A 25945-nucleotide genomic window follows, 5' to 3' on the forward strand; every position below is an offset into this window, starting at 1 on the left:
GGCCGGCGCGCCGCGCGGCTCGGCGTCGACCGGATCGGCCGGTTCGGGGCGGGTCCGGGCCGGCTGGCGCGGGGCGCCGGCGCGCGGCATCCCGTCCTCGGGGCTGACCGCGCCCGCCGGGACGGGGATCTCCCGGGCCGGTTGGTCGGCCCGGCCGTGGGCGACCGGCTCCTCGCCGGCCCGGCCGCCGCCCGCCCGCTCCCCGCCGGCCCGAGCGACGTCCGCCTGTTCCTCGCCGGCCCGAGCGGCCTCCGCCCGCTCGTCGTCCGCCCGGCCCGGGTCCGCCCGCTCGTCGTCGGACCGGTCGTCGGCGATCCGCCAGGTGTCCCGGCCGGCCGCCTTGGCGGCGTAGAGCGCGTCGTCGGCGGCGTCCAGCACCTCCTGGCCCGTGCTGGCGTGGCCGGGATAGACGGCGATGCCGATGGAGACGGTCACCGCGATGGCCACGGGGGCGCCCCCGCCGTGCCCGTCGGCCGCGATCGGGGCCTCCCGGATCGCCGCGCCGAGCCGCTCCGCGACGATCGCCGCCCCCCGGGCGTCGGTCTCCGGCAGCAGCACCACGAACTCCTCGCCGCCCTGCCGGAAGGCCAGGTCGACCTCGCGGATCTCGCCGCGCACCCGGCGGGCGAACTCGGCCAGCACGGCGTCGCCGGCCGCGTGCCCGTGCGTGTCGTTGACGTCCTTGAACCGGTCCAGGTCGAGGGCGAGGACGCTGAGCATCCGGCCGAACCGGTTCGCCCGCTCGACCTCCCGGCGGATCGACTCCCGCAGGTAGCGGTAGTTCCAGAGCCCGGTCAGCGGGTCGGTCAGCGAAAGCCGCTGCGCCTCCTCGTGCACCCGCACGTTGTCCACCGCCACGGCGGCGTGGCCGGCGAAGGTCCGCAGGGTGACCAGGTCGTCGTCGTCGAACTCGTCCGCGCCGAGCCGGTCGTAGAGGGCCAGCACACCGAGCGCCCCGGCCGAGGAGGCCGGCTCCGACGACCCGGGCCGGGCCGTCGGGGCGTCCGCGCGGGCGGCGTCGACCGGGCCCGTAGCGCCCGGGGCGGCGAACGGCACCGCGACGTACGTCCGGCAGCGCGGCTCGCCCGGCGGCACGGCGGAGGACTCCGCCCGGCCGCGCTGCGGCTCGCCGGTCGCCGCGACGGCCCCGAGCACGCCGCTGCCCAGCGGCACCCGCAGCGGCCCGGCCCGTTCGTCGGGCGGGCAGCGGCCGTCCAGCCCCTCCGCGCACTGCGCCACGAGCACCCCGCCGTCGTCGACCAGCAACACCGCGCCGGCGCGGGCGCCCGTCGCCGCGATCGCGCTGTGCAGGATCACCCGCAGGATGCGTTGCAGGTCGTGCGTGCTGGCCAGGGTGTCCCCCAGCACCGCGAGATGCCCGCGCAACTGGTCGCGGCTGCTGGTCAGCGCCGCCACGTAGGTGCCGGTCTCCCGGGTCATCCGGTTGAACGCGCCGGCCAGCCGGCCGATCTCGTCGCGGCTGCGCACCGGCACCCGGACGGTCAGGTCGCCGAGGGCCACCCGGTCCACCGCGCCCGCCAACTCCACCAGCGGCCGGGTGGTCACCCGGGCCAGCCGCCCGGCGGCCACCACGGCCAGCAGGGCCGCCACGAGCACCGCCGCGACCAGGGCGGCGTACAGGCCGGGCGGCTGGTCGCTGGGGACCGAGAGCACGAGCGGTAGGGGCTGCCCGGCGGACGGGCCGACCCGGCGGACGTACCGGCCGTCGGCGGTCTCGGTGACCCGCTCGCCGTCGACGGTGCCGGCGGCGGCGAGCACGGCGTCGCGTACCCCGGTCGACTCGGTGGTGTGGGCGAGCCGGACGGGCGCCTCGGCGTCGTCGAGCAGGGTGACCGCCACGCCGGTCACGGCCGCGAGCCGCGCCACGAAGGCCGGGTCGACCGGATGCGCCGCGGCGACCGTGCCCAGCGACCCGCCGGAACGGTCGCGCAGGTCGACCCGGACGGCGAGCGCCCGCACCGGGCCGGCGGCCGGCGCGGCGGTGGAGCAGTCCCGCCAGGGCTCCGGCGGCCCGCCCGGCGAGGCGTAGGTGACCCGGCCGGCCACGTCGGTGACCCGCACGGCGGCCGCCAGGCCGCGGCTGACCACCTGGCCCGCGGCGCCGGGCCGGTCGCCGGTCAGGGCCACCGCGTCGGCGGCGGCCCGCAGCTGCTGGCAGAGGGCGTCGACCGAGGTGCGCACGGTCGCGGCGGCCACCGCCAGCCGCTCGGTGGAACGACTCCGGTCGACGGCCACCACGGTCGAACCGACGAAGAACGCCCCGAGCAGGACCGGGCCGAGCACCACCGCCAGGAAGGCTGTGGTCAACCGCCCGCGTAGCGTCACTCGGTCCCCCCGGAAGTTCCGCCGCCGTCGCTTGCGATGCTGACACAGAGCAACCAGGTGACAAACGTTGCGTCAGGAGTGTTGCGTGCCCGATTTTTCTCATGAAGCGGAAGCGGCGAAGCGGGACGCGCGCGCCGCCGTGCTGGCCGCCCGCCGGGCACTGGCCGCGCCGACGCGGGCCGAGGCCGCCGGGCGCGTCCAGGCCGAGCTGGTGGCTCTCGTACGCCGGCTGCGCCCGCGCCGGATGACGGCGTACGTGCCGGTCGGCTCCGAGCCGGGCGGGCCCGACCTGCCGGCGGTGCTGCACGCGGCGCTGCCGCCGGGGGCCGAGCTGCTGCTGCCGGTGCTCTGTGCCGACCTCGACCTGGACTGGGCGGCCTGGGCCGGGGCGGACGCGCTGGTGGCCGCCGGCCGGGGCATGCGCGAGCCGGCGGGGCCACGACTGGGCCGGGACGCGGTGGCGGCGGCCGAGTTGGTGGTGGTGCCGGCGCTGGCGGTGGACCGCCGGGGGCGGCGGCTGGGCCGGGGCGGCGGCTCGTACGACCGGGCGCTGGCCCGGGTGCCCGCGACCGCGCTGACCGTGGTGCCGCTGCACGACGGGGAGCTGGTCGGGTCGCTGCCCGCCGAGCCGCACGACCGCCCGGTGCGCGCGGTGGTCACTCCCGCCGACGGCCTGCGTACGCTTGACGCCGCCCCCGGGACGCGGCGGGTCGCGCCTGAGGGCGGCGGTGTCGCGCCCCACACTTCCGCTGGACGAATCCGGGGGCGATGACGCACCATTGGCACTCGAAGACGTCGAGTGCCAACCGGCCGTGCCAGATCCGGAGGAGAACGTGCCCACGTACCAGTACGCCTGCACCGCGTGCGGCCACCAGCTCGAGGCGGTGCAGTCCTTCTCTGACGAGCCGCTGACCGAGTGCCCGGCGTGTGACGGGCAGCTGCGCAAGCTCTTCAACTCGGTCGGCATCGTGTTCAAGGGCTCGGGCTTCTACCGCACGGACTCCCGCACCTCGGGCAGCGACACCGGCAGCGGCGGCGCCGCCAAGCCGGCGAAGTCCGACTCGTCCTCCTCCGGTGGCGACTCCGGCTCGTCGAGCGGTTCGACCGCCGCGTCGTCCTCGTCGTCCTCGTCCTCGTCCAGCTCGAACGGCTCCGGCGGCGGCGCGAGCAAGACCCCGGCCGCCAGCACCGCCAGCGCCTCCTGACGCACGCCACATCCCGTCCCGGGGCCGGCCCCGCCCGCCCCGGGCACGTCCCGCTGTGCGGGTCATCGGCGTAGGGCCACGGCCCCCGCCTCCTGGCTCGCCGTCCCGGGTCCCTGGTCGACCGCGGCGGCGTCTCGGATCGCCTGGTGACGCCCGTGGGCGCGACGGGGTGGTCGCGCGGTCGCCGGCAGGCGGTTGTCCACAGGGTGCCCGCGTCATCCACAGGCCCGGGGGCGTTGTCCACAGGCTGCCGGGGTTTCTCCACAGGCGCGGAAGCGGCCCGGGATGCCGGCGGGTCGCCTGGCAGCCGGTTCAGTCCCAGTGCGGCGGGCGCTCCGCGAGCAGCCAGTCGTCGTTGCCGCCGGAACGCTCGCCCCAACCCCGGTCGGTGTCGTCGGCGGTCTGCTCGGGCAGCACCACGAAGTCGTCGCTCAGGTCGACCGTACGGTCGTCGTCGCCGCGTACCGCCGGCGGCGGAGGAAACTCGGTGCTCACGAGCGGCAAGACTAGCGCAGCCGCGACCGGGTCACCGCGTCGAAGCAGGTCCGCCACAGTGCCCCGGTGTTCCGCCGGCACGGCTGGCCGGGGGCGTCCGGCCACGGCTCGCCAGGCTGTCCGGCCACGGCTGACCGGGGTGTCCGGCGTCGACCCGCCGGTGGGCCGGCCGCGTCCGGCCGGTCACCGGGCCGGAGCGTTGGTAGCGTCGGACGGCGTGACGACCCCCACCTCCGGCAGCGCCCCCGACGAGTACTGGCGGCGGCCCGACACCGCGCCGGAGCAGTCCGGGATCCGGGCCACGCCGACGCCGGCGCCCGGGGGCGGCTACGTGGGCCCGCCCGCCACCACCCCGCCCCCGGCCGGGTGGCGACCGCCGGTGCACCTGCGACCGCCACCGCCCCGGCGGCTGCCCCCGCAGGACATGGCCGGGCTCGACACGGCGGAACAGCGGGCGCAGCGACTCACGTACGGCGTCGGCGCGCTGGCCGGCGCGGTGCTGGTCATCCTGATCTGCCTGCTCTGCTCACGCCTGATCTTCTGACCACCCAACTCCCCCAGCGCGATCTTGCGGTTGCCGCCCTGGCGAAGCGCGCGAACGGGGACGGCAGACGGCCCGAAAGCGCAAGATCGCGGAAGCCGGGGGTGGGTGTCAGAGGGTGTTGCCCCAGACCGCCTCGGCGCCGGAGTGGCCGGTCAGGTAGGCGTAGACCAGGCTCACGACGCCGAGCGCGACCACCACGACCGACAGCACCGGCGTGAGCCAGGACGGCAGCCTCGGCACGCGCGGGTGCCCGCTCGTCACCACGAGCAGCAGCAGCGACGCCACGGCCAGCGGCAGGACGTACCAGAACAGGAGGTCGCCGTAGCGGGAGTGCTCGAGGATCTGGTCCACGATCGGGCCCTGCATGCCCCGGGCCAGGAACGCGTCGTTCAGCTCCTCGCCGGACTCGACCGCGACGAAGGCCGTCGCCGGCGCCGCCACGGCGAGGATCGCCACCGCCCAGTCCAGCCGGGGCCGGAACCGGGGCAGCGCCACGTACGCGGCGGAGAGCAGGGCCAGCAGCGGCACGAGCACGACGACCGCGTGCACCACCAGCACGTGGGCCGGCAGACCCAGGATCTCCTTGAACATCCACACCTCCGGCGTACGCGGTCGCGGGTTGCCAGCGTACGGTGCGCCGGCCGCCCCGCCCAGAACTCTCGATCCGCTACACGCACCCCGGACCGGTCCGGTTCACCGCCCGGACGGGCAGGTCGGCTGTGGCCGGGGCCACCCTCTGCCGGAGGCCGGTTGTCGACCCGGTCACCGCGTGCTGTCATTGACAGATGTCCGGCGGGGAGGAGCTGCTCCGGTCGAGGGGCCTGCGGGTCACCCGGCCGCGCCTCGCCGTGCTCGACGTACTGGCCGCCGGCGGCCACCTCGAGGTGGACGAGATCACCCGACGGGTCCGCGAGCGCCTCGACTCCGTCTCCACCCAGGCCGTCTACGACGTGCTCGGCGCGCTGTCCCGGGCCGGGCTGTCCCGCCGGATCGAGCCGGCCGGCAGCCCCGCCCGCTACGAGGCGCGGGCCGGGGACAACCACCACCACGTGGTCTGCCGGGGCTGCGGCGAGATCGCCGACATCGACTGCGCGGTCGGCAGGGCCCCCTGCCTGGATCCGGACATCGCCCACGGGTTCGAGGTCGACGAGGCGGAAGTGACCTTCTGGGGCCTCTGTCCCACCTGCCAGGCCCGCCGCTCCGCCGACGACTGACCCGGCCGCGCCGGATCCGCCGCGCCGCCGACGCCTGACCGCCCCCGCAGGCCCTGGCTCTGCCGCTCCCCCGACAACCGACCGTCCCCGCCGACGACGGGACGGCCGACGGGCTGACGTCCGTTGCCCGGGGCGGGGGGTCGCCGGGCATGGCACGCTTGGTCGGTGGACTCCGATGACCTCGGTCTGTTCGGTCCGGGTTCGGTCACGTGGAAGGTGCACGAGGAGCCGATCCTGATCGTCGCCGGCCTGCGTTCGCTCTACCTCCAGGCACTGCATCCCCGCGCGATGGCCGGGGTCGCCCAGAACAGCGACTACCGCTCCGACGCCTGGGGTCGCCTGGTCCGCACCGCCACCTACGTGGCGACCACCATCTACGGCACCACGGCGGAGGCGGAGGCCGCCGGGCGGCGGGTACGCCGGCGGCACGCCCGCCTGCGGGCGACCGACCCGTCCACCGGGGAGGAGTTCCGCGTCGACGACCCCGACCTGCTGCGCTGGGTGCACGTCACCGAGATCGAGTCGTTCCTCGACACGGCCCGCCGGGCGGGGCTGCCGCTGACCGCCGACGAGGTCGACGGCTACTACACCGAGCAGCGGCGCGCCGCCGCGCTGGTGGGCCTCGACCCGCAGACGGTCCCCGGCACCGCCGCCGAGGTGGCCGACTACTACCGGCGGATCCGCCCGGAGCTGCGGATCACCCGCGAGGCGGCCGAGACGGCGCTCTTCCTCACCGCCCCGCCGATCCCGTGGAAGCTCAGCCTGCCCGCCCGGATCGGGCTCAACCTGGGGCCGGCCCGCTGGGCGTACTTCGGCATCGCCGGCACCGCGTTCGCGCTGCTGCCGGCCTGGGCCCGGCGGCTGTACGGCGGCCTGGGCCTGCCGACCACCGCGCTCTCGGCCGACCTGACGGTACGGGCGCTGCGGCTGACCCTCGCCGCCGTGCCCCGCCGGTGGCTGGAGGGGCCGTTGCAGCAGGCCGCGAAGGAACGCGCCGCCCGCCTCGCCCGCACCCCCGCCTGAACCGGTCAGTCGCGGCCGGGCACCGGGCCGGTGGGCTGCTCGACGGCCGCCCACGGCTCCTTGCCGGGCGCCTGCGCCCCCGCCGGGCAGGTGCGCCGGTAGTCGCACCAGCCGCAGCGGGGACCCGGCGTGGTGGGAAAGGCGTCGTCGGGGTCGTCCCCGTCGGCGACCGCCCGCTCGGCGGCCATGATGTCGCGCGCGGTCTCCTCGGCCCGGGTGAGCTGCCGGGCCAGCGACTCGACGGTGTGCTCGTGCGCCGCGACCGTGCCGGTGGGCAGGTGGTGCAGCTCCACCCGGCGGCACGGTCGGCGGAACACCCGCTCGGCGGCGTACGCGTAGAGCGCCAGGGCCTGCGAGCCGCGCGCGTCGTCGGCGTCGAGCCCGGTGCGGCCCGTCTTGTAGTCGACGATGACCAGCTCGGGGCCCTCGGGCCCGGGGCGGGAGTCGATCCGGTCGGCCCGGCCGTTGAAGGCCAGCACCCCGGTCTTGACCGCCACCACCCGCTCCACGCCGAGCGGGTCGACCCCCGGCTCCAGGGTCTCGACGTAGGACTCCAGCCAGCCCAGCGCCCGCCGGTAGGCCGCCCGCTCCTGTTCCTCGTCGCGGTAGCCCTCGCGCACCCAGGTGCCCTTGAGCAGCGTGGCGAGCGCCTCGGGCCGGCGCCGCTCGGGGCTGAGGGCATACCAGTTCTTCAGGGCCGTGTGCACGCTCGCGCCGAGGGAGTTGTGCGCCCACGGCGGGCCCTTGGGCGGGGCCGGACGGTCGACGTAGGAGTAGCGGTAGCGCCGGGGGCAGTCCGCGTAGGCGCCGAGCTTGCTGGGGGTGCAGACGAAGAGCCGTTCCGGCATGCCCTCGAAGCCGAGCTGCTCGGGCTGGTCGCCCCGGGGGCGGGGCGCCCGGCCCGGGGCGGAGGACCGTCCGGCTGAAGAGGCTCGTCGCACACCTGGATCCTGCCATCCGGCCCCGACAAACCCGGGCGGCGGTCAGGCCATGTTGGCGTACTGGGTCACGAAGGCGGCCACCGCGTCCGCGATGAGCTGCACCGCGATCGCCGCGAGCAGCAGGCCGGCGATCCGGGTCAGCACCTCGATCCCGCCCGGACGCAGGATCTTGACGATCCCACCGGAGAACCGGAGCACCACCCAGACCGCGACCATCACCGCGACGATCGCGGCGGCGATGGCGGTGTAGTCCGACCCGCCGTCGGCCTGCTGGACGAAGAGCATGGTGGCGACGATGGCGCCGGGACCCGCCAGCAGCGGCGTGCCCAGCGGCACCAGCGCGATGTTCGAGGTGACCTGCTGGCTCGGGTCGTCGGCCTTGCCGGTCAGCAGCTCCAACGCCACCAGGATGAGCAGCAGCCCGCCGGCGGCCTGCAACGCCGGCAGGTCGACGTGCAGGTAGTCGAGCAGCGTCTGGCCGGCCACCGCGAAGATGACGATCACGCCGAGCGCCAGGGCGACGGCCTGCCAGGCCGCCCGGTTGCGGTCCCGGGCCGTGAGCGGGCCGGTCAGCGCCAGGAAGATGGGCATCATGCCCGGCGGGTCGACGATCACCAGCAGGGTCACGAAGACCTCACCGAACAGCTTGGCATCCACGCGATCAACGTAGCCGCGCCGCCGGGGACCGAAACGCGGATCAGCCGGAAGCGATCCCGGTCACCCCGCTCGCTTCGGCGAGGATCCGTTCGTACGCCTCCGGGTCGGTGGTGAACGCGCCGAGCCGGACGGTCTTGTGCGTGCCGTGGAAGTCCGACGAGCCGGTCACCACCAGGCCCAGCTCGCCGGCGAGGGCGCGGACGTGCGCCCGCTCGGCCGGGGAGTGGTCCTCGTGGTCGGCCTCCAGCCCCGCCAGGCCCACTGCGGCCAGGTCGGCGATCAGCGCGTCCGGCACGATCCGCCCCCGCCGCGTCGCCCGGGGGTGGGCGAAGACCGGCACGCCGCCCGCCGCGCGGATGAGCCGGACCGCGTGGAAGACGTCGATGTCCTCCTTCGGCAGCCGGTAGCGCTCGCCCAGCCAGTCCGGCCCGAACGCCTCCGTGGTGGTGGCCACCAGGCCGGCCCGGATCAGCGCCTGGGCGATGTGCGGCCGGCCCACCGAGCCGCCCGCCGCGCCGGCCAGGATCTCCGGCCAGTTCACGTCGATCCCGTCGGCCCGCAGCAGCGCCACGATCCGCTCGCCCCGCTCCTCCCGCGCGGCTCGCACCCGGGCCAGCTCGGCGACCAGCTCCGGGGCGTCCGGATCGAAGAGGTACGCCAGCAGGTGCAGCGGCACCGCCGGCTCCTCGCCGTACCAGCGGCAGGAGATTTCCGCCCCACGGACGAGGCTGAGCCCGGCCGGCAGCGCCCGCAGCGCGGGCTCCCAGCCGGCGGTGGTGTCGTGGTCGGTGATCGCCACGACGTCCAGCCCCGACTCCGCCGCCGCCCGTACCAGCTCGGCGGGGCCGAGCGTGCCGTCGCTGGCGGTGGAGTGGGTGTGCAGGTCGATCCGCGGGCGCGCGCTCACCGCCCCGACGCTACCGGCCACCGCCGACGCCCGGCGCGCGGGCGGGTCAGGAACCGGCGCGGCCGACCGGGATCGGGCGCTGCCCGTCGCCCAGGCCGCTGACCGGGGCGCCCGACGACTCCTCGCCCGCGAGCACCCGGCTCACGTCGACGCGCACCAGGCCGGCGCGGGCGTCGGAGTAGTACGCCGTCCCCTCGGGCGTCCACGCCACCGGCCCGTGCACGGGCGGCCCGGCCGGGCGGACCGCCCGGGTGGCGCCCAGCCGATCCAGGTCGACCAGCAGCGCCCGGTCCTCGCCGCCCACCCGCCCGTTGGCCAGCAGCCACCGGCCGTCGGCCGAGACGCCGCCGCGCCCGTCGTCGCCCAGGGTGGGCCCGCAGCCGGTTTGGGCGGGCGCGAGGTCCCGGGTCGGGTCGAGCAGGGCGAGACAGAGCCGGCGCGGCGTGCCCGCGGACACCTGCGCGACCACCACGCCGTCGGGGCGGGTGCCGTAGACCCGCACGGTCGCGCGGTCGCCCCCGCTCTTCAGCGGGCCCTGCGCCGGGCGCCACAGGGTGTGGCCGGGCCGGTCCGCGTCGAGGCGCACCAGGACGGCGTCGCCGGCGAAGCCGACCGGCACCGCCCCGGCCGGCACCGGCGTGCGGGCGGCGGCGACGACCTGGATGCCGACGATCCCCGCGGCGACCAGCTCGCCGCCCTCCCGCCAGGCGACCTGACGCCCGTCGCGGCTGAGGGCGATGTCCCGCGCCCCGGCCAGGAGCAGGTGCACCGCGCCGTGCGGCTGCACCACCCACAGCGCCTGACCGGCCGCCGTCGGGGCGCCGACCACGGCCCAGCCGGCGCCGTCCGGCAGCCGCTGGGCGCGCTCGGCCGGGCCCACGTCGGGCAGCGTCAGCCGCTGCCCGCTCGTGGTGGCGAGCACCGTGCCGAGGATCAGGTCCACCTCGCCCCGGCCCGCGCCCTGCGCCGGGTCGGTCGGTGGGGCGACCGGCAGCGTCGGGGTCAGGTTCGGCAGGGGCGAGGCGTACGGGTCGCCGAGCACGACGGTGGGATGGGTGGGCCGGCCGGGCTGCTGCCCCAGCTGGGCGATCCCGGTGCTGATTCCCACGGCGGTGACCGCGGCCAGCGCCAGCCCGGCCACGGTGCGCCGGCGCCGGGCCCGGTCGGCCCGGCGGATCGCCAGGCCCGCCGGGTCGGCGGCGAGCGGGTGGGCGACGGCGACCCGGCGGGCGAACGTCTCCCGCACCGCCTGCTCCAGCTCGTCCTCGGTCACGCCGTATGAACGCCTCGGGCCACCGGTCCGGTTGTCAGCAGGGCCCGCCGGGCGGCTCACCGACGCTCTCCGGCACCGGTGCCGGCCGGTACGACCGGCAGGCCTCGCGCCTCGTCGTGGTCGGCCCCCGCCGGGCCGGCCGGGGTTCCCGGGGCAGATCCTTCCCCACGGCCCGCCCGCGCCGCCCCCGACGACACGGGAACGGGCTCCGCCGCCGGCTCGCCGACGGGCGGCGTGAGCCCGGCGTCCGGCCTCGGCAGCCCGGCGTCGGAGGCGGGCAGCCCGGACGCGGGTGCGGGCCCGCCGTCCGGTGCGTCGACGCGCGGCGGGGCGTTGGTCGCCGCGACCACGGCCGCCGCGTCCGCGCCCACCACCATCCTCGGCGCGCCGTACGCCGGCGACCGTCCGGCCTCGGCGGGCGCCGGTGCCGGCCGGCCGGCCGGAGCGCGCCGGGGCCGGGGCGGGGTCGGCGCGGCCCCGCTCGGCAGGTCGAGGGCGGCCTCGGCGCCCATCCGGCGGCGCAGCGTGCCCAGGGCACGCGAGGTCTGGCTCTTGACGGTGCCCGGGGAGATGTTGAGCAGGGCGGCGGTCTGCGCCTCGGACATGTCCTCGTAGTAGCGCAGCACGAGCACCGCCCGCTGCCGGGTGGGCAGCGCGCTCAGGTGGCGCCAGAGCAGGTCACGGTCGAGCTGATGCTCGATCTCGTCGACCGCGGCGCGCTCCGGCAGCACCTCGGTGGGGCGTTCACCGTGCCAGCGCCGGCGCCACCAACTCGTCGAGGTGTTGACCATGACCCGCCGGGCGTACGGCTCGATCGCCTCGATCCCGCCGAGCCGCTTCCAGGCCAGGTAGGTCTTGGTCAACGCGGTCTGCAGCAGATCCTCCGCGGTCGCCCAGTCCCCGCTGAGCAGGTACGCGGTGCGCAGCAGGGCGCCGGAGCGGGCCGCGACGAAGTCACGGAACTCCTCCTCCAAAGGATCCCTGCTCGCCATCAGCCACCTCCGCGCCCCGTCTCCCTGGCAGGTTGCCACGGCCGGGCAGGTCGGGTCGACGGCGAATGGTGCGCTGTTCCTCCGATGTTCGGACGAAAAGTTTCACGCCCCGTCGTCGGCCTTGGCCTCGTCGGCCTCCTTGCCCAGCCGCGCCTCGACCGCCTGCGGCTCGTACATCTCCTCGACGACGCGCAGGTAGAGCTCGTTCGGGTTGGGCAGATTCTTGATCTCGCGGAGCGCCTGCTCCTGACCGGCGGACTCCAGCACGAACGTGCCGTAGTTGAGCGCCCGGCCGGCCGGGGTCTGCTCGTATTTCATGTCGGTGACCCGGGTCAACGGCATCATCGCGACCTTCCGGGTGATGATTCCGTTGACCACCATCACCCGCTTGTTGGTCAGGATGAAGCGGTCGTACCACCAGTCGGCGACCTTCCAGGCCACCCAGCCCATGACGGCGAACCAGAGCAGCACGGCGATCGTGGTGAGGGCGCCGACGTCCTGCCCGGCGAGGAAGCCGGAGAGGTAGCCGAGGACGAAGGTCGCGGCGATGCCGACGAGCAGCGGGGTGGTGAGGTGGACCCAGTGCCGCTTCCACTCGCCCCGGTAGCGCTCGGTGGGGAAGAGGTAGCGGGCGACCAGCGAGCTGGGCTCGTCCTCCAACGGCAGGACCCGGCGCGGGGCCGCGCCGGCGGCGTCGGCCCGCAGGCCGGCCAGCTCGTCCTCCGAGATCTGCGGCGGCTGGTAGCCGGCCTCGGGGTCACGGATCCAAGCCCGGCCCGACCGGCCTTCCCCGCCGTACGGACCGTCACCGTAGCCGACGTCGTCCGAAAAGGAGGGGCCGTCGCCGAGACCCGGGCCGGTGCCGTGGGCCGGCCCGTCGTCGGGCCCGAGCCGGGGGATCGGCTCCGTGTCTCGCTCCCGGCGCTCCCTGTCGGGGTCGTCGGGGTCGAAGGGTGGACCGGAGGGGTTACCCATCGGCGGCTAGGCGACGAGGCTGGTGAAGAAGTCGCCGAAGCCCTGTGCGATGTCCATGATGCCGCCGCCCAGGGACTTGAACACGTCCGCGGCGGAATTTGGCCGGTAGGCGACAAAGAAGATCAAGAATGCGATTCCGGCCCAGGTGAGGACCTTCTTGACCATGGCGGGCCATCCTCTCGCGCGGCGCCGGGTCCCATTACCGCAGCGGCACCCAGAGTATCAGTGTGGTGTCGTACAGTGAATATCTGCGTCCGTTCTCCGTCATTCCGGGAGCCCTGTCAAGCCCTGGAGCTTGTCAAGCCTTCCCGTGCAGATACGGAGACGGTGCGCCGTACACGAGTTCGGGCGGTGTCCACTCGGTCAGGTCGTGCAGCACGACGTCTTCCGCGAGCAGGTGACCCGCACTCGCCGGCCAGGCTATCGCATGGAGCCACAAACCCCGAGCCTCGCCGGCGTACGCGCTTCGATCCGTAGGCGAGTTCACAAGCCACAGTGGAGTCGGGTGGCCGGCCACCTTGATCCTGGCCTGCCCGACGTGCTCCGGGTGGCCGGGCCCGGGGTCGGTCAACGCCTCGGCCAGTTCCGGTCCCGGGTCCGGGCCGGCCATCCCGGCGAACCGGGTGCCCAGGCCGACGCCGGGCTCCTCGGCCACGAAGACCAGGTCGGCGGGGCCCTCGCCGAGCGGTGCGGGCCCGGCGCAGGCGACCGCCGTGGCACGCACGCCCGTCCGGTCGTCCCCGGCGTACGCCACCCCGGTCATGGTCCAGCCCGGCGGCAGCGGCCACGGGCACCAGAGCGGCGTCGCCGGCCGGCGTGGCAGGTCGGCGGCGGCGGTGATGCGGCCCACCACGCTGGCGACGATCTCCGCGCCGATGTGCTCGGGCACGTGCAGCGGAGGGACGGGCCCGCAGTCCAGGCAGCGTGATTCGGTGTGCATCAGGTCCGGCGCCCGCACGGGCCCGCCACATCTCGGACAACTCACCGCGACACTCACCTTCCCACCGTCACCCCGCGCCGCCGCCCCGTCAAGCGGAGCGCCGGTTTCGGTGCCGCCGGCCGGTGCGAGGAACGACCCGCTCAGGCGGGTGGCGGGCCGGCGTGCGCGCGGATCCAGGCGTGCATCGCGATGCCGCTGGCCACGCCGGCGTTGATCGACCGGGTGGAGCCGTACTGCGCGATGGAGAAGAGCTGGTCGCAGGCGGTGCGGGCCGGGTCGGACAGGCCCGGTCCCTCCTGCCCGAAGAGCAGCACGCAGCGCCGCGGCAGGGTGGTGGTCTCCAGCGGGCGCGACCCGGGCAGGTTGTCGATGCCGACGACCGGCAAATCCCGCGCGGCCGCCCAGGCGACGAACTCCTCGATGGTCTCGTGGTGCCGCACGTGCTGGTAGCGGTCGGTCACCATCGCGCCGCGCCGGTTCCACCGGCGGCGGCCGACGATGTGCACCTCGGCGGCGAGGAAGGCGTTGGCGTTGCGGACGACCGTGCCGATGTTGAAGTCGTGCTGCCAGTTCTCGATCGCCACGTGGAAGTCGTGCCGGCGCCGGTCCAGGTCGGCCACCACGGCCTCGCGCCGCCAGTACCGGTACCGGTCGACCACGTTGCGCCGGTCGCCCTCGGCGAGCAGCTCGGGGTCGTACCGCGGGTCGTCCGGCGGGTCCCCCGCCCACGGTCCCACGCCGACGTCGAGCTGGTCTCCGGTCACGGTCACGCAGGGTACGGCCCCCGGGCCGCACCCCCGGCGGCGGCCCGGTCCGGCAGCGGCGGGCCGCCGGGCGCGGGGCGGCCGGAGCGGCCGGCAGCGGCCGGCTCGGCGGTTCGCCGGGCGCAAGGCGCCGACGGGACCGGACGGCGGCGGCTCAGCCCAGCCCCAGCGCGCCGCCGAGCCGGGCGAGGAAGCGGCGGTCGGCGGGCGCCGGCGGCAGCGCCTCGGCCCCGGGCGTCGCCGCCCGGCAGACCCGGGCCGCCACGGACTGCACCCACTGCCGGTACGCCGCCGAGTCGGCGGGATCGGCCCGCCGCAGCACCCGGGTCGCCGCGCGGCAGGCGGCCAGCAGGTCCACCAGGTCGGCGAGCCGGTCGACCGACGGGGCGGCCCCGTCGTGGCGGGCGTAGATGGCGGCGACCACCGCGCGGACGAGATCGCTGTCGAAGGCCCGACCCGCCGCGACCGCGTCCAGGCCGGCTAGCCCGGCGGAGACCCCCCGGCGGGGCCGGCCGGGGCCGGGCGCGGCGGCGGCCACGATCACCCGGCCGGGCAGGCTGGTCAGCAGATCCCACTCGGCGGCGGAGTAGACGGCGGTGGTCAGCGGTGCGGCGCGGCGGCCGGCAGAGGGCGGCTCTCCGGCGACGGAGTGGCTCATGGGGACCTCCGGCGCCAGCATATGCCCCGGAAGGGGAAAAGGGCCCCTTCCACACGAACCTGGCGGGAAGGGGCCGTCGACGTCAGCGCGGTTCGGGGAAGCTCGGCCGCTCCGGGTCCACGCCCTCGGGCACGGTCGTGGCCGCGTACTCCTTCTTGGGGACCATCACCCGGCGGCGGAAGACGCAGACCATGGTGCCGTCCTGGTTGTAACCCCGGGTCTCCACCGAGACCACGCCCCGGTCGGGCTTGGAGGACGACTCGCGCTTGTCCAGCACCGTGGTCTCGCCGTAGATCGTGTCGCCGTGGAAGGTCGGCGCCACGTGCCGCAGCGACTCGACCTCGAGGTTCGCGATGGCCTTGCCGCTGACGTCGGGCACCGACATGCCCAGCAGCAGGGAGTAGATGTAGTTGCCGACCACCACGTTGCGCTTGAACTGGCTCGCGGACTCGGCGTAGTGCGCGTCCATGTGCAGCGGGTGGTGGTTCATGGTGAGCAGGCAGAAGAGGTGGTCGTCGTACTCGGTGACCGTCTTGCCGGGCCAGTGCCGGTAGACCGCGCCGACCTCGAACTCCTCGTAGTAGCGGCCGAACTGCATCCTTGTCCCCTTCGACGGACGGCGATGGAGTTCGGCACAGCATGCCTTATGGAGTGTTAAGGCGACGGGTGGGGCGCGGGCCGTGCGGAAATGTCACACCGGCGCTACCGAGGGGAGACGCAATGAGCGGCGGGGCCCTCCCCGGCACCCGCCGCCCACGCTCTGATGCGGAAGATTCTGCCGTACGACAACGAGGACCGAACAGAGACAGAGGTCACATTTATCTTTTTGTAACACTACCCTGCGTCATCACATCGGGAGCCTTCGGCGATCTCCGCACACGGGATAGCCGCTTGTCAACCGCCAGATTGCTGAATTGCGCCGATCCGTTGAGGCGATCTTTATGGAAGCGCTCCCATCACCGCTGGTCACGCAAATGCGTTGTGCACTTGCGATCGGCACCCCGAGGCAAAGCCAACTCCGTCGATGGGAGCGGGACCACCCCCACGGGCCGCGAGCGCGCGTTTCGGCGCGCAACTGCCGGGAATTCCACGCGGTACGCCCTGGTTCCACCAGAGGTAGCTATTCCGCGCCGATCGGAGACTTTCATGGCAACCGTAGAGCTGACCACGGCAAACTTCGACGAGGTGGCCGGCAGCGACGGCATCGTGCTCGTCGACTTCTGGGCCGAGTGGTGTGGCCCGTGCAAGCGGTTCGCCCCGGTCTACGAGCGTTCCTCGGAGAAGCACCCCGACATCGTCTTCGGCAAGGTCGACACCGAGGCGCAGCAGGAGCTGGGTGCCAAGTTCGACATCCGCTCCATCCCGACCATCATGGCGATCCGCGACGGCGTCATCGTCTTCGCCCAGCCGGGCGCCCTCCCCGAGTCCGCCCTGGAGAACCTGATCGAGCAGGTCCAGGCACTCGACATGGACGACGTCCGGCAGAAGCTGGCCGGTCACCAGCACTGAGCCGACCCGCTCCACGACGGCCGGGCCCCCACGGGCCCGGCCGTCGTCGCGTCCGCGGCCCCGTCCGCCCGGCGGCGACAAGTGGCCGTCGGAGGGACCCGGAGCGGGCGGTACATCCCGTATCGTCACGACCCGATGGAGACCTTGACCAGCCGTGGACGCGCGATCCGGCTCGCCGCCACCGCCCTCGGCCTGGCCGTCCTGCTCGCCGGCACCGTCTGGGGCACCGACGACCACTTCCCGTTCGGCCCGTTCCGGATGTACTCGACCTCCAACCCGCCGAACTCCCCCGCCCCGGACACCCGGATCGAGGGCGTCGACAGCACCGGCGCGGTCGTCGACCTGGGCGAGCGCGCGACCGGCATCCGCCGGGCCGAGATCGAGGGCCAGCAGGACCGCTACGCCGCCAACCCCGAACTCCTCACCGAGGTCGCCGACGCGTACGCCGAACGCCACCCCGACGCGGCCGAGCTGGTGGAGGTCCGCATCGTGATCCGCTGGCACGGCATCCGCGACGGCCGGCCCACCGGCCGCTGGACCGACGAGACGGTGGTCTCCTGGAAGGCGCACCCATGAGCCGCTGGTTGACCGAGCCGGTGCCCCGCGGCCGGGTGGCCGCCTTCCGGACGCTGATCTACCTCTTCGTCGCCGCCGACCTGGTCGTGTTCACCCCGTGGATCCGCACCCGGGTCGCCGTGCCCGGGGAGCTCTACCAGCCGCTGTTCGTGGGGCGGGTGCTGCCGCTGCCCACGCCCACCCCGGCGCTGGTCGCCGTGATCTTCTGGGCCCTGCTGCTGCTCGCCCTGCTCGCCGCGACCGGCCGGGCGCCCCGGCTGCTCGGCTGGGCCGTCTTCGCGCTCTACTTCGAGTGGATGATCGTCGCGATGAGCTACGGCAAGGTCGACCACGACCGGTTCGGCCTGCTCGTCGCGCTGGCCGTGCTGCCCACCGCCGGCCGGGCCCGGCACGGCGACGCCACCCGCACCGAGGCCGGCGGCTGGGCCCTGCGGGTCACCCAGATCGCCGTCATCTGCACGTACTTCCTGGCCGCCTGGGCCAAGCTGCGCTTCGGCGGGCTGGACTGGCTGACCGGCTCGGTGCTGGCCCGGGCGATCCTCCGGCGCGGCACCGAACTGGCCGACCTGATCGCCTCGGTGCCGTACCTGCTGATCGTGGCGCAGTTCGGCATCGTCGCGTTCGAGCTGCTCAGCCCGGCGGTCTTCCTGCTGCGGGAACGCTGGCGGCTGGCGACGGTCGGCTTCTTCTACTCGTTCCACCTGGTCACCGTCGCGACCATCACCATCTCGTTCGCCCCGCACCTGGCCGCGATGACCAGCTTCCTGCCGCTGGAACGGGTCCGGCCGGTCGTCTGGGCGCGCCGGCTGCTCACCCGCCGCGAGGGGACCGGCGGACGGCCCGTCGACGCGGGCGGCCCCGCGCCGTCACTCGCCGGTCAGGCGTCCGCCGCCGGCCGACCGGACGGGCCGTAGAGGCGCTCCCGCGCCTCCTGGGGCAGCGCGCAGGCGGCCGTTCCGCCCGGAAGCCGGTGCCGGTTGCGGGCGACCCAGCGGTACGCGGGCCAGGCGGCGGCGCGTACCGGCGGGAACCGGAGGCCGGTGCCGGCCATCCGCCAGAGCGGGCCACTGTCGCCGAGCAGCTTCGCGATCGCGTCAGGGCCGGCCGCGCGGGAGCCGTCCGCGCCGACCCACTGCACCGCCTCCTCGCACTCCGCCTCGGTCAGGCCGAGCGCGTCGAGGTCGGCGAACTGCCACGGCACCACGCGCACACCGGTGGGGATCCGCCGGTCGATGAACTCGGCGCACCGGGTGCAGAACGCGCAGTCCCCGTCGTAGACGAACGTCGACCTCTCCATGCCTCCATCCTCCACCCGCCCGCTACAGACCGAACGCCGAGGTGGGCGGGAACACGGCGGGTCGCTTGCGCTCCGCTCGTACGCGTGTTCGAATGAAGGTCATGCGCTGGGACAACCTCTCCGCTCCCCCGGACGAGGGGGTCCCCGATCGGGCAGCGCCAGCGACGCCACCCCTGCCGCTGGCGCTGCCCGGCGCGATCGCCCGCACCTTCGACACCCCGGGCTTCGCCGGCATGACGTTCTACGAGATCCGGGCCAAGTCGATCATCAACAAGGTGCCCGGCGCGTCCCGCGTCCCCTTCGAGTGGACGATCAACCCGTACCGGGGATGCAGTCATGCATGCGTCTACTGCCTGTCGGGTGACACCCCGATCCTGATGGCCGACGGGCGCACGAAGCCCATCAGCGAGTTGGAGATCGGTGACCGGATCTACGGGACGCAGCGCCGTGGCGCCTACCGGCGCTACGTCGTCACCACGGTCCTGCGCAAGTGGTCCACCGTGAAGCCCGCCTACCGCGTCACCCTGCAGGACGGCACGACGTTGGTCGCCAGCGGTGACCACCGATTCCTCTCAGAGCGGGGTTGGAAACACGTCACCGGCGCGATGAACGGTGCTGGCCAGCGCCCCTACCTGACCACGAACAACCGCCTGATCGGCACCGGCCGGTTCGCCACGGGCCCCAAGGACTCGGTCGACTACCGGCGGGGCTACCTCTGCGGAATGATCCGCGGTGACGCAAACCTCGGTACGTACCGCTATTCGTACGGAGTGGTACACCGGTTCCGCCTCGCACTCGACGACGAGGAGGCGCTGCGTCGTACGGAGCGCTACCTCGCCGGCTTCGGCGTGGAAACCGACCGCTTCTCGTTCACCCCGCCCAGCGGAGCCCGGCGCGCCATCCAGGCGATCCGTACGTCCCGGCGACGTTCGATCGAGGCGATCACCACGCTGGTGCGGTGGCCGGACGATCTCACCGACGACTGGCGGCTGGGCTACCTCGCCGGGATCTTCGACGCCGAGGGCAGTTGCAGCCAGGGCGTCTTCCGGATCAGCAACGGCGACGACGAGATCCTCGACCACGCGTCGGATGCTCTGCGCCAATTCGGCTTCACGACCGTGTTGGAGGACGGAGGCCGCGCGAACCGGGTGCGACAGATCCGTCTGACCGGAGGGCTGCCCGAACGACTGCGCTTCTTCCACCTGACTGACCCGGCGATCACCCGGAAGCGGTCGATCGAGGGCGCCGCGCTGAGGTGCCAGGCCGCGCTCCAGGTGGTCGGCATCGAGCCCCTCGGGCTGGAGTTGCCGCTCTGGGACATCACGACCGGCACCGGCGACTTCATCGCCGACGGCGTTGTGAGCCACAACTGCTTTGCACGGAACACCCACACCTATCTCGACCTGGACGCCGGCGCGGACTTCGACCGGAAGGTGATCGTCAAGGTCAACGCGGGTGAGCTGGTCCGGCGGGAGCTGGCCGCGCCGCGCTGGCGGGGCGCGCACGTCGCGATGGGCACGAACGTGGACTGCTACCAGCGGGCCGAGGGTCGCTACCAGCTCATGCCGCAGATCATCGCGGCGCTGCGCGACTTCGCCAACCCGTTCTCGATCCTCACCAAGGGCACGCTGATCCTGCGGGACCTGCCACTGCTGCGCCAGGCCGCCGAGGTGACCCGGGTCGGCGTCTCCTTCTCGGTGGGCTTCGTCGACGAGCGGCTCTGGCGCGCGGTCGAGCCGGGCACGCCCAGCCCGCGGCGGCGGCTGGACGCGGTGCGGGCGCTGACCGACGCCGGCTTCGACGTCGGGGTGCTGATGGCGCCGATCCTGCCCGGGCTCAGCGACGACGACGCCTCGATCGACGCCACCGTGGCGGCGATCGCGGCGGCCGGGGCGGCCAGCGTGACCCCGTTGGCGCTGCACCTGCGCCCCGGAGCCCGGGAGTGGTACGCGCGCTGGCTCGGCCGCGAGTTCCCCCATCTGGTCCCCCGCTACCGCGAGCTCTACCGCTCCGGCGCGTACGCCCCGCAGTCCTACCAGCGGGAGTTGACGGCGCGGGTGCGGATCGCGTCGCGCCGGCACGGGCTGCACCGGGGCGAGCGCGGGGACAACCGTCGCCTGCCCGACCCGACACCCGCGCCGCCGGCCGCCGAGCAGCTCAGTCTGCTGTAGGCGCCGGCCGATACCCTGCCGCCGTGCGGGAGACGATCGACCGGGCACTGCGCCGGCAACGGATCGCGGTGGCGATCGCGCTGGCCGTCGGGCTGCTGTGGTCTTCGGGCCGCCCAGGACCCGGACGAGCTACCGCTGCGTCCTGCTCGCCTTCCTCGCCTACCAGCTGACCTACCAGTCCCTCTCCGATCAGGACGGACTGTCGTGGTTCTTCGCGGGCCTCTCCGGCGCGTTCACCGTGATCCTGTCGGTCGCCCTCTGGCGACAGGTCCCGGAGGTCGCGCTCACCCCGGCCGGGATCACCGCAGACGACCCGCTGCGGCACACCTTCGTACCGTGGGAGGCCCTCGACCCGGCGGCTCCGGTCGGTTCGCCACGGCAGTCCGGCTTCCTCCGGCTGCCGGTGCGGAGCCCGGAGTTGGTCCGCCACCGGGGGATGGTTCCGCGCCGACGTGCCATCGTCGAGACCGGCGAGCTGGACGTCGCGCCGGAGCTGCTGGTCGGGGCGATCCGGCACTACGCCGCCCATCCGGAGCACCGCGCGGCGATCGGCACGCCCGAGGAGCACGCCCGGCTGCGCCGCGTACTCGGGGGCGGCGGCTGAGCGGCGGGGTTAGAGTCGGCGGGTGCGCTCCGCTCAGCAGATCCTCGCCGACTCCGCCGTGATCGCCGTCGTGGGCGCGTCCCGCGACCCGCGCAAGGCCGCGCACAGCGTGCCGTTGCAGATGCAGCGGTACGGCTGGCGGATCATCCCGGTCAACCCGACCGCCGACGAGCTGTTCGGCGAACGGGTCTACCGGTCGCTGGCCGACATCCCGCACCCCGTCGACCTGGTCGACGTGTTCCGCCCGGCGCAGGACGCGGTCGAGGTGGTGCGCGAGGCGGTGGCGATCGGCGCCCCGGCGGTCTGGTTGCAGCTCGGCATCGTCTCGGCCGAGGCGCGGCGGATCGCCACCGAGGCGGGCGTCGACTACGTCGAGGACCGCTGCCTGATCGTGGAGCGCGCCGCGGGCGGCCTCACCCGGCTGGGCTGACCCGGCTCGGGAAGGTTCTCGCCGCAACGGCAAGGGCCGCCCGCCGTGACGGTTGTCCGCGGCCCGTACCCTGCGGCCGTGTCTCCCCGACGGCTCGGTCGACCGCCGAAGCGCGACGACGGGCTCTGGTCCCGCAGGCTGCTGGCCGCGACGGTGGGCGCGGCGGTGACGGTGCTGGTGGCCGCGGCACTGTCCCGGGTTCCCCGGTTCGAGCCCGACGGGACCGTCTGCGTCTTCTGGCTGTTCGTCGCTCTGACCGCGCTGCTGCGGCGGTGGCGGCCACGGCAGGACGCCCGGCTGGTCTGGCGGGAGCGGGTGGCCGGCCTGGACGGGATCGAGCCAGGTCTGTTCGCTCGGCGGTCCCTGGCCGGCCGGGTCGACCTGGCCGCCGACCTGGTCCGGGCGACGGCGGCGACGCTGGTGGTGACCGTGCTGCTGCCCGCCGACCCGCAGTGGGCCCGGGTCGTACGGCTGGTGCTCCTGGTCGCGGCGGCGGTGGCGACCGGAGTCGTCGCCTATTCCGGCGTGCGGTTCACCGGGCGGCTGGCGCTGACCGCGAGCGGGATCCGGCATGGCAGCCGACGGTACGACTGGTCCAACATCGACCGGGTGAGCCTGCACCGGGAGGATGGCCGGCTCGCCGGGGTGCGGCTGCGGCTGAGGGTGCGGCGGTCGTTTGAGCCGGCACCGGTGGTCGGCGGCCGGGACGTGGCGGTGCCGGAGCAGCGCCTGGCGGCCGCGATCGAGGCGTACCGGGAACGGCCGCAGGTGCTGGCGGTGGGGCCGGTCACCGCACCGGAACCGGCCGTCGAGGCGGCCGGTGGGTGACCGGCGCGCCCGTCAGAGCTTGTACTCCTTGAGCAGGCCGCGGGAGATGATGGTCTTCTGGATCTCCGAGGTGCCTTCGCCGATGAGCAGGAACGGGGCCTCCCGCATCAGCCGCTCGATCTCGTACTCCTTGGAGTAGCCGTAGCCGCCGTGGATGCGGAACGCCTCCTGGACGACCTCGGCGCAGTATTCCGAGGCGAGCAGCTTCGCCATCCCGGCCTCGACGTCGTTGCGCTGGCCGGCGTCCTTGAGGCGGGCGGCGTTGACCATGAGGGCGTGCGCGGCCTCGATCTTGGTGCCCATCTCGGCGAGTTTGAAGGCGACCGCCTGGTGCTTCGCGAGCGGCTGGCCGAAGGTGCGGCGCTGCTGGGCGTACGCGACGGCGAGTTCGAAGGCGCGGATGGAGATGCCGCAGGCGCGGGCGGCGACGTTGACCCGGCCGACCTCGATGCCGTCCATCATCTGGTAGAAGCCGCGGCCGACCTTCTCCGCGCCGCCGAGGACGGCGGTCTCGGGGACGGTGACGCCGTCGAGCACCATCTCGGTGGTCTCGACGCCCTTGTAGCCCATCTTGTCGATCTTGCCGGGGATGGTCAGCCCGGGCGCGGTCTCGCCGAAGCCGGGTTCCTTCTCCAGCAGGAAGGTGCTCATGTTGCCGTAGACCGAGTCCGCGCCGGTGTCGGTCCTGACCAGGGTCGCCACGACCGAGGAGTACGCCCCGTTGGTCAGCCACATCTTCTGGCCGTTGATGACGAAGCGGTCGCCCTCACGTACGGCCTTCGACTTGATCGCCGAGACGTCGGAGCCGCACTCCGGTTCCGACATCGAAAAGGCGCCGCGTACCTCGCCGGTCGCCATCCTCGGCAGCAGCCGGGCCTTCTGCTCGGCGGAGCCGTGCTGGGAGATCAGGTACGCCACGATGAAGTGGGTGTTGACGATGCCGGAGATCGACATCCAGCCCCGCGACAGCTCCTCGACCACCAGGGCGTAGGTGAGCAGGGACTCGCCGAGCCCGCCGTACTCCTCGTCGATGGTGAGGCCGAAGAGGCCCATCTCGCGCATCCCGTCGAGGATGTCGGTCGGGTACTCGTCGGCGTGCTCCAGCCGCTGCGCGTGCGGGATGATCTCCTTGTCGGCGAACTCCCGGACCGTTTCCAGGATCGACCGCTGCACATCGGTCAGGCCGGGCGTCTGGGCGAGTCGGGCCATCTCAGCCTCCGGGGGTCGGCGCCTTACTCATGGGTAACTGAACGCTCGGTCAGTATCAGCCGCCTGGCGGGCGAGGCCAAGGTGACCAGTCCACACAACCGCTGTGAAAAGGTTCACCGCTGCGGGTAGCGTCCGGCAAGAGGGGACGTGATCCGCCACCGGCAGGAGGAGACCGTGAGCCAGCCACCGCCGCCGGGCCCGCCCGATCCGGACCGGCCGCCGTCGCCCTGGGAGCCCCCGCCGGGCCACGACCCGTCGCGCTCCGAGCCACCACCGTCGTGGTCCGAGCCGCCGGCACCGTACGGGCAGCCGCCCACCTACGAGCCGCCGCCCACCTACGAGCCGCCGTCCCACGGGCAGCCGGCGTACGGGCAGCCCTCCTACGAGCAGCCCGGCGAGCCGCCGCACGGCCAGCAGTGGGCGCACCAGCCGCCGTACGCCCCGCAGGTGCCCTACGGGCAGTACGGCCCGCCGTCCGGCCCCCGCCCCGGCGGCGGCACCAACGTGCTGGCCATCCTGTCGCTGGTGCTCGCGTTCGTGTTCGCCCCGGCCGGCATCGTGCTCGGGCACCTGGCCAAGCGGCAGATCCGCACCACGGGCGAGGAGGGCGACCAGCTCGCCACCTGGGGCCTCGTCCTCAGCTACGTCTTCACCGGGCTGGGCCTGGTCGCCTGCTGCGGCTGGATCGCCCTGGTCATCGCCGCCGGCGACCACGGCACGACCTACTGACGCCCGCCGTCGGCCCGGCTCAGCGGAACTGTGCCTCGCGGACGCTGTTGCCGCCGTCCACCACCAGCATCTGCCCGGTGATGTACGACGCGGCCGGCGAACAGAGGAAGGTGATCGCCGCGGCGACCTCGTCCGGCGTGCCGGGACGGCCGACCGGGGTGCCGAGGCCCTGCTTGATCTCGGCGACGGTCGAGGCCGCGGTGTGGATAGTGCCCGGGGCGACCGAGTTGACGGTCACCCCGTCGGCGATCATCTCCATCGCCAGCGCCCGGGTCAGCCCGACCACGCCCGCCTTGGCCGCCGCGTACGCCGCCTCGGTCGGCAGGGCGTTGACCGGCCCGGCGGTGGCCGCGAGGTTGACGATCCGGCCCCAGCCCCGCTCGGCCATGCCGCCGATGAAGGCCCGGCTGCACAGGAACGCGGTGGTGAGGTTCCGGTCGATCTCGCCGCGCCACTCGTCGTAGCTGAGCTGGGCGACCGGGCGCAGCACCTCGGGGCTCGCCCGGCTGGCCAGCCCGGCGTTGTTCACCAGCACCTCCACGTCGCCGAGCTGCTCGGTGACCGCGTCGGCGAGCGCCCCGACCTCCGACTCGTCGGTGAGGTCGGCGACGAAACCGGTGACGCCCAGCTCGCTGGCCCGCTCGTGGATGCGTCGGGTGGTGGAGACGATGGCCACCCGGGCGCCGAGATCGGTCAGCCGGCGCGCCGTCGCGTACCCGATGCCGTCCGGGCTGCCCGCCCCGGTGACCAGGGCGACCTTCCCGTCGAGCCGCATCGTCACCGGGTCCGGCAGCGGTGCCGGCTCGTCGGTGCCGGCGGGGCTCGCCGCGGCGGCGGCCCGGGTGCGCCGGGCCAGGCCGGGGCGGCTCACGTCCCGTCTCGGTCGACTTCCGGAGCGGTCCGCGGCTCGCGCGTCAATCACCATGCCAGGATCCTGCCCGCTTCCCGGGGCCCGGGCAACGCGGCACACCCGGTGGCGACCCCCCAGGGTTTGCGCAGGCGTGACTACCCTGACGGGCGCACCCGCACCCAACGGAGTAGACGAATGACATATCCCCCGCCGTCCGGCGGCTGGAACGACCCGGCGTGGTCGGGCCAGCAGTCGAGCCCGCCCGCCGACCCGGTGAGCGGCCAGCCCATCCCCACCCAACCCACCGCCGACCCGTACGCCCCGGCGGACCCGTACGCCGCGTCGGCGGACCCGTACGCGGGCGGCGACCCGTACGCCGGCATGAAGCAGGCGGGCCAGTCCGCGCCCGCCGGATACCCGCCGCCGGCCTACCCGACCTACGGCTACGGCGCCCCGCAGAAGACCAACGGCATGGCGATCGCCGCCCTGGTGCTCTCCCTGGTCGGCTTCACGTCCTGCATCACCGCGCCGGTCGGCGCGATCCTCGGTCACGTCGCGGCAAAGCAGATCCAGCAGACCGGCGAGGGCGGCGAGGGAATGGCGAAGGCCGCCATCATCATCGGCTGGATCCTCACCGGCCTGCTCGTGCTGCTGATCCTCTTCTACGTGGGGATCTTCGTCCTGGCGATCACCCAGAGCAGCTCCAGCAGCAGTTACTGACGCAACCGTGCCGCCCCGGCGCGGCGCCGCCAGGCGTTGACCTCCAGCACGCAGGCCCACACATCGCCGGCCGAGCGCAGCAGCCCGA

At 74.4% G+C, this 25945-nt stretch carries 31 protein-coding genes; 14 read left to right on the top strand and 17 right to left on the bottom strand.

Translation table 11 applies throughout. The features are described from left to right. On the bottom strand, nt 1-2346 hold a 2346-nt coding region (locus AB0L34_RS20485; RefSeq protein WP_363705895.1), incomplete at its 3' end, for a diguanylate cyclase. Between the two features lie 85 nt (nt 2347-2431). Between AB0L34_RS20485 and AB0L34_RS20490 the strand changes: the two genes are divergently transcribed. Both AB0L34_RS20490 and AB0L34_RS20495 read left to right on the top strand, forming a co-directional pair. Further along, nucleotides 2432-3118, top strand: a complete 687-nt coding sequence (locus AB0L34_RS20490; RefSeq protein WP_363705896.1) for a 5-formyltetrahydrofolate cyclo-ligase — start codon at nt 2432-2434, stop codon at nt 3116-3118. 61 nt (nt 3119-3179) lie between these two features. After that, on the top strand, nt 3180-3551 hold the full coding sequence (locus tag AB0L34_RS20495; RefSeq protein ID WP_363705915.1) for an FmdB family zinc ribbon protein: 372 nt from the start codon (nt 3180-3182) through the stop codon (nt 3549-3551). A 312-nt stretch (nt 3552-3863) separates the two neighbouring features. On the opposite strand, the gene AB0L34_RS20500 is transcribed toward AB0L34_RS20495, so the two are convergent. Further along, nucleotides 3864-4046 (bottom strand): hypothetical protein, encoded by a 183-nt coding sequence (locus AB0L34_RS20500; RefSeq protein WP_363705897.1) that lies wholly within the window; start codon nt 4044-4046, stop codon nt 3864-3866. A gap of 217 nt (nt 4047-4263) precedes the next feature. Here AB0L34_RS20500 and AB0L34_RS20505 point away from each other — a divergent pair, with 217 nt between their 5' ends. Then, complete coding sequence (locus AB0L34_RS20505) at nt 4264-4590, top strand: hypothetical protein (protein ID WP_363705898.1); 327 nt, start codon at nt 4264-4266, stop codon at nt 4588-4590. A gap of 108 nt (nt 4591-4698) precedes the next feature. Here the strand turns inward: AB0L34_RS20505 and AB0L34_RS20510 are convergent, their stop codons facing one another. Beyond that, nucleotides 4699-5181 carry a DUF2231 domain-containing protein gene (locus AB0L34_RS20510; protein ID WP_363705899.1) on the bottom strand — a complete coding sequence of 161 codons (483 nt, stop codon included), beginning with the start codon at nt 5179-5181 and terminating at the stop codon, nt 4699-4701. A 194-nt stretch (nt 5182-5375) separates the two neighbouring features. Between AB0L34_RS20510 and AB0L34_RS20515 the strand changes: the two genes are divergently transcribed. After that, nucleotides 5376-5804, top strand: a complete 429-nt coding sequence (locus tag AB0L34_RS20515; RefSeq protein WP_350701451.1) for a Fur family transcriptional regulator — start codon at nt 5376-5378, stop codon at nt 5802-5804. Between the two features lie 165 nt (nt 5805-5969). Beyond that, nucleotides 5970-6827, top strand: coding sequence for an oxygenase MpaB family protein (locus AB0L34_RS20520; protein WP_357457191.1), 858 nt, complete (start codon nt 5970-5972; stop codon nt 6825-6827). Between the two features lie 5 nt (nt 6828-6832). Here the strand turns inward: AB0L34_RS20520 and AB0L34_RS20525 are convergent, their stop codons facing one another. From AB0L34_RS20525 to AB0L34_RS20575, 11 genes are all read right to left on the bottom strand, one after another. Beyond that, nucleotides 6833-7675: a PD-(D/E)XK nuclease family protein gene (locus AB0L34_RS20525; RefSeq protein WP_363705916.1), complete on the bottom strand. Its 843-nt coding sequence runs from the start codon at nt 7673-7675 to the stop codon at nt 6833-6835. A 135-nt stretch (nt 7676-7810) separates the two neighbouring features. After that, nucleotides 7811-8425 (bottom strand): MarC family protein, encoded by a 615-nt coding sequence (locus AB0L34_RS20530; protein WP_350701455.1) that lies wholly within the window; start codon nt 8423-8425, stop codon nt 7811-7813. A 40-nt stretch (nt 8426-8465) separates the two neighbouring features. Continuing rightward, a complete protein-coding gene (locus tag AB0L34_RS20535) occupies nt 8466-9332 on the bottom strand; it encodes a PHP domain-containing protein (protein ID WP_363705900.1) in 867 nt (288 codons plus the stop codon). A gap of 46 nt (nt 9333-9378) precedes the next feature. Next, the gene (locus tag AB0L34_RS20540) at nt 9379-10605 is read right to left on the bottom strand and encodes a hypothetical protein (protein ID WP_363705901.1); all 1227 of its coding nucleotides are present in this window, start codon (nt 10603-10605) and stop codon (nt 9379-9381) included. Nucleotides 10606-10661: 56 nt separating this feature from the next. After that, nucleotides 10662-11597, bottom strand: a complete 936-nt coding sequence (locus AB0L34_RS20545) for a SigE family RNA polymerase sigma factor (RefSeq protein WP_363705902.1) — start codon at nt 11595-11597, stop codon at nt 10662-10664. 102 nt (nt 11598-11699) lie between these two features. After that, nucleotides 11700-12572 carry a PH domain-containing protein gene (locus AB0L34_RS20550; RefSeq protein WP_363705903.1) on the bottom strand — a complete coding sequence of 291 codons (873 nt, stop codon included), beginning with the start codon at nt 12570-12572 and terminating at the stop codon, nt 11700-11702. Nucleotides 12573-12578: 6 nt separating this feature from the next. After that, nucleotides 12579-12737: a hypothetical protein gene (locus AB0L34_RS20555; RefSeq protein ID WP_007455302.1), complete on the bottom strand. Its 159-nt coding sequence runs from the start codon at nt 12735-12737 to the stop codon at nt 12579-12581. Between the two features lie 133 nt (nt 12738-12870). Further along, nucleotides 12871-13569 (bottom strand): DUF6758 family protein, encoded by a 699-nt coding sequence (locus tag AB0L34_RS20560; protein WP_363705904.1) that lies wholly within the window; start codon nt 13567-13569, stop codon nt 12871-12873. An 83-nt stretch (nt 13570-13652) separates the two neighbouring features. Continuing rightward, on the bottom strand, nt 13653-14276 hold the full coding sequence (locus AB0L34_RS20565) for an RNA methyltransferase (protein WP_363705905.1): 624 nt from the start codon (nt 14274-14276) through the stop codon (nt 13653-13655). A 154-nt stretch (nt 14277-14430) separates the two neighbouring features. After that, the gene (locus tag AB0L34_RS20570) at nt 14431-14934 is read right to left on the bottom strand and encodes a hypothetical protein (protein WP_363705906.1); all 504 of its coding nucleotides are present in this window, start codon (nt 14932-14934) and stop codon (nt 14431-14433) included. Between the two features lie 82 nt (nt 14935-15016). Then, the gene (locus AB0L34_RS20575) at nt 15017-15532 is read right to left on the bottom strand and encodes a MaoC family dehydratase (protein WP_091098336.1); all 516 of its coding nucleotides are present in this window, start codon (nt 15530-15532) and stop codon (nt 15017-15019) included. A gap of 548 nt (nt 15533-16080) precedes the next feature. Between AB0L34_RS20575 and trxA the strand changes: the two genes are divergently transcribed. From trxA to AB0L34_RS20590, 3 genes are all read left to right on the top strand, one after another. Then, nucleotides 16081-16443 carry a thioredoxin gene (gene trxA, locus AB0L34_RS20580; RefSeq protein ID WP_091098340.1) on the top strand — a complete coding sequence of 121 codons (363 nt, stop codon included), beginning with the start codon at nt 16081-16083 and terminating at the stop codon, nt 16441-16443. Between the two features lie 135 nt (nt 16444-16578). Then, nucleotides 16579-17019, top strand: coding sequence for a hypothetical protein (locus AB0L34_RS20585; protein ID WP_363705907.1), 441 nt, complete (start codon nt 16579-16581; stop codon nt 17017-17019). After that, nucleotides 17016-17933, top strand: coding sequence for an HTTM domain-containing protein (locus AB0L34_RS20590; RefSeq protein WP_363705908.1), 918 nt, complete (start codon nt 17016-17018; stop codon nt 17931-17933). The genes AB0L34_RS20585 and AB0L34_RS20590 overlap by 4 nt, the downstream gene beginning before the upstream one ends. On the opposite strand, the gene AB0L34_RS20595 is transcribed toward AB0L34_RS20590, so the two are convergent. Continuing rightward, nucleotides 17897-18316 (bottom strand): DUF393 domain-containing protein, encoded by a 420-nt coding sequence (locus AB0L34_RS20595; RefSeq protein ID WP_357457165.1) that lies wholly within the window; start codon nt 18314-18316, stop codon nt 17897-17899. The two genes, AB0L34_RS20590 and AB0L34_RS20595, sit on opposite strands and share 37 nt — an antisense overlap. A gap of 101 nt (nt 18317-18417) precedes the next feature. Here AB0L34_RS20595 and AB0L34_RS20600 point away from each other — a divergent pair, with 101 nt between their 5' ends. From AB0L34_RS20600 to AB0L34_RS20615, 4 genes are all read left to right on the top strand, one after another. Further along, on the top strand, nt 18418-20487 hold the full coding sequence (locus AB0L34_RS20600) for an intein-containing Rv2578c family radical SAM protein (protein ID WP_363705917.1): 2070 nt from the start codon (nt 18418-18420) through the stop codon (nt 20485-20487). A 97-nt stretch (nt 20488-20584) separates the two neighbouring features. Continuing rightward, complete coding sequence (locus AB0L34_RS20605) at nt 20585-21091, top strand: hypothetical protein (RefSeq protein ID WP_363705909.1); 507 nt, start codon at nt 20585-20587, stop codon at nt 21089-21091. Between the two features lie 22 nt (nt 21092-21113). Further along, entirely contained in the window at nt 21114-21521 is a 408-nt protein-coding gene (locus AB0L34_RS20610; RefSeq protein ID WP_363705910.1) for a CoA-binding protein, read from the top strand. A gap of 78 nt (nt 21522-21599) precedes the next feature. Further along, nucleotides 21600-22349, top strand: a complete 750-nt coding sequence (locus tag AB0L34_RS20615; protein WP_363705911.1) for a hypothetical protein — start codon at nt 21600-21602, stop codon at nt 22347-22349. 12 nt (nt 22350-22361) lie between these two features. Here the strand turns inward: AB0L34_RS20615 and AB0L34_RS20620 are convergent, their stop codons facing one another. Then, a complete protein-coding gene (locus AB0L34_RS20620; protein ID WP_363705912.1) occupies nt 22362-23558 on the bottom strand; it encodes an acyl-CoA dehydrogenase family protein in 1197 nt (398 codons plus the stop codon). A gap of 174 nt (nt 23559-23732) precedes the next feature. Between AB0L34_RS20620 and AB0L34_RS20625 the strand changes: the two genes are divergently transcribed. Next, the gene (locus AB0L34_RS20625; RefSeq protein ID WP_363705913.1) at nt 23733-24287 is read left to right on the top strand and encodes a DUF4190 domain-containing protein; all 555 of its coding nucleotides are present in this window, start codon (nt 23733-23735) and stop codon (nt 24285-24287) included. Between the two features lie 19 nt (nt 24288-24306). Here AB0L34_RS20625 and AB0L34_RS20630 read toward each other — a convergent pair whose 3' ends face one another. Continuing rightward, complete coding sequence (locus AB0L34_RS20630; RefSeq protein ID WP_350701482.1) at nt 24307-25212, bottom strand: SDR family NAD(P)-dependent oxidoreductase; 906 nt, start codon at nt 25210-25212, stop codon at nt 24307-24309. Nucleotides 25213-25332: 120 nt separating this feature from the next. Between AB0L34_RS20630 and AB0L34_RS20635 the strand changes: the two genes are divergently transcribed. After that, nucleotides 25333-25857 carry a DUF4190 domain-containing protein gene (locus tag AB0L34_RS20635; protein WP_363705914.1) on the top strand — a complete coding sequence of 175 codons (525 nt, stop codon included), beginning with the start codon at nt 25333-25335 and terminating at the stop codon, nt 25855-25857. Nucleotides 25858-25945: the final 88 nt, after the last annotated feature.

The sequence above is a fragment of the Micromonospora sp. NPDC052213 genome (assembly GCF_040679695.1).
Lineage (GTDB): Bacteria > Actinomycetota > Actinomycetes > Mycobacteriales > Micromonosporaceae > Micromonospora.

Coding starts and splice junctions, on each gene's coding strand:
- AB0L34_RS20510 (WP_363705899.1), bottom strand. CDS start 5,181: ATGTTCAAGGAGATCCTGGGTCTGCCGGCCCACGTGCTGGTGGTGCAC.
- AB0L34_RS20515 (WP_350701451.1), top strand. CDS start 5,376: ATGTCCGGCGGGGAGGAGCTGCTCCGGTCGAGGGGCCTGCGGGTCACC.
- AB0L34_RS20525 (WP_363705916.1), bottom strand. CDS start 7,675: ATGCCGGAACGGCTCTTCGTCTGCACCCCCAGCAAGCTCGGCGCCTAC.
- AB0L34_RS20545 (WP_363705902.1), bottom strand. CDS start 11,597: ATGGCGAGCAGGGATCCTTTGGAGGAGGAGTTCCGTGACTTCGTCGCG.
- AB0L34_RS20550 (WP_363705903.1), bottom strand. CDS start 12,572: ATGGGTAACCCCTCCGGTCCACCCTTCGACCCCGACGACCCCGACAGG.
- AB0L34_RS20555 (WP_007455302.1), bottom strand. CDS start 12,737: ATGGTCAAGAAGGTCCTCACCTGGGCCGGAATCGCATTCTTGATCTTC.
- AB0L34_RS20570 (WP_363705906.1), bottom strand. CDS start 14,934: ATGAGCCACTCCGTCGCCGGAGAGCCGCCCTCTGCCGGCCGCCGCGCC.
- AB0L34_RS20575 (WP_091098336.1), bottom strand. CDS start 15,532: ATGCAGTTCGGCCGCTACTACGAGGAGTTCGAGGTCGGCGCGGTCTAC.
- trxA (WP_091098340.1), top strand. CDS start 16,081: ATGGCAACCGTAGAGCTGACCACGGCAAACTTCGACGAGGTGGCCGGC.
- AB0L34_RS20585 (WP_363705907.1), top strand. CDS start 16,579: ATGGAGACCTTGACCAGCCGTGGACGCGCGATCCGGCTCGCCGCCACC.
- AB0L34_RS20590 (WP_363705908.1), top strand. CDS start 17,016: ATGAGCCGCTGGTTGACCGAGCCGGTGCCCCGCGGCCGGGTGGCCGCC.
- AB0L34_RS20595 (WP_357457165.1), bottom strand. CDS start 18,316: ATGGAGAGGTCGACGTTCGTCTACGACGGGGACTGCGCGTTCTGCACC.
- AB0L34_RS20600 (WP_363705917.1), top strand. CDS start 18,418: ATGCGCTGGGACAACCTCTCCGCTCCCCCGGACGAGGGGGTCCCCGAT.
- AB0L34_RS20620 (WP_363705912.1), bottom strand. CDS start 23,558: ATGGCCCGACTCGCCCAGACGCCCGGCCTGACCGATGTGCAGCGGTCG.
- AB0L34_RS20630 (WP_350701482.1), bottom strand. CDS start 25,212: ATGGTGATTGACGCGCGAGCCGCGGACCGCTCCGGAAGTCGACCGAGA.
- AB0L34_RS20635 (WP_363705914.1), top strand. CDS start 25,333: ATGACATATCCCCCGCCGTCCGGCGGCTGGAACGACCCGGCGTGGTCG.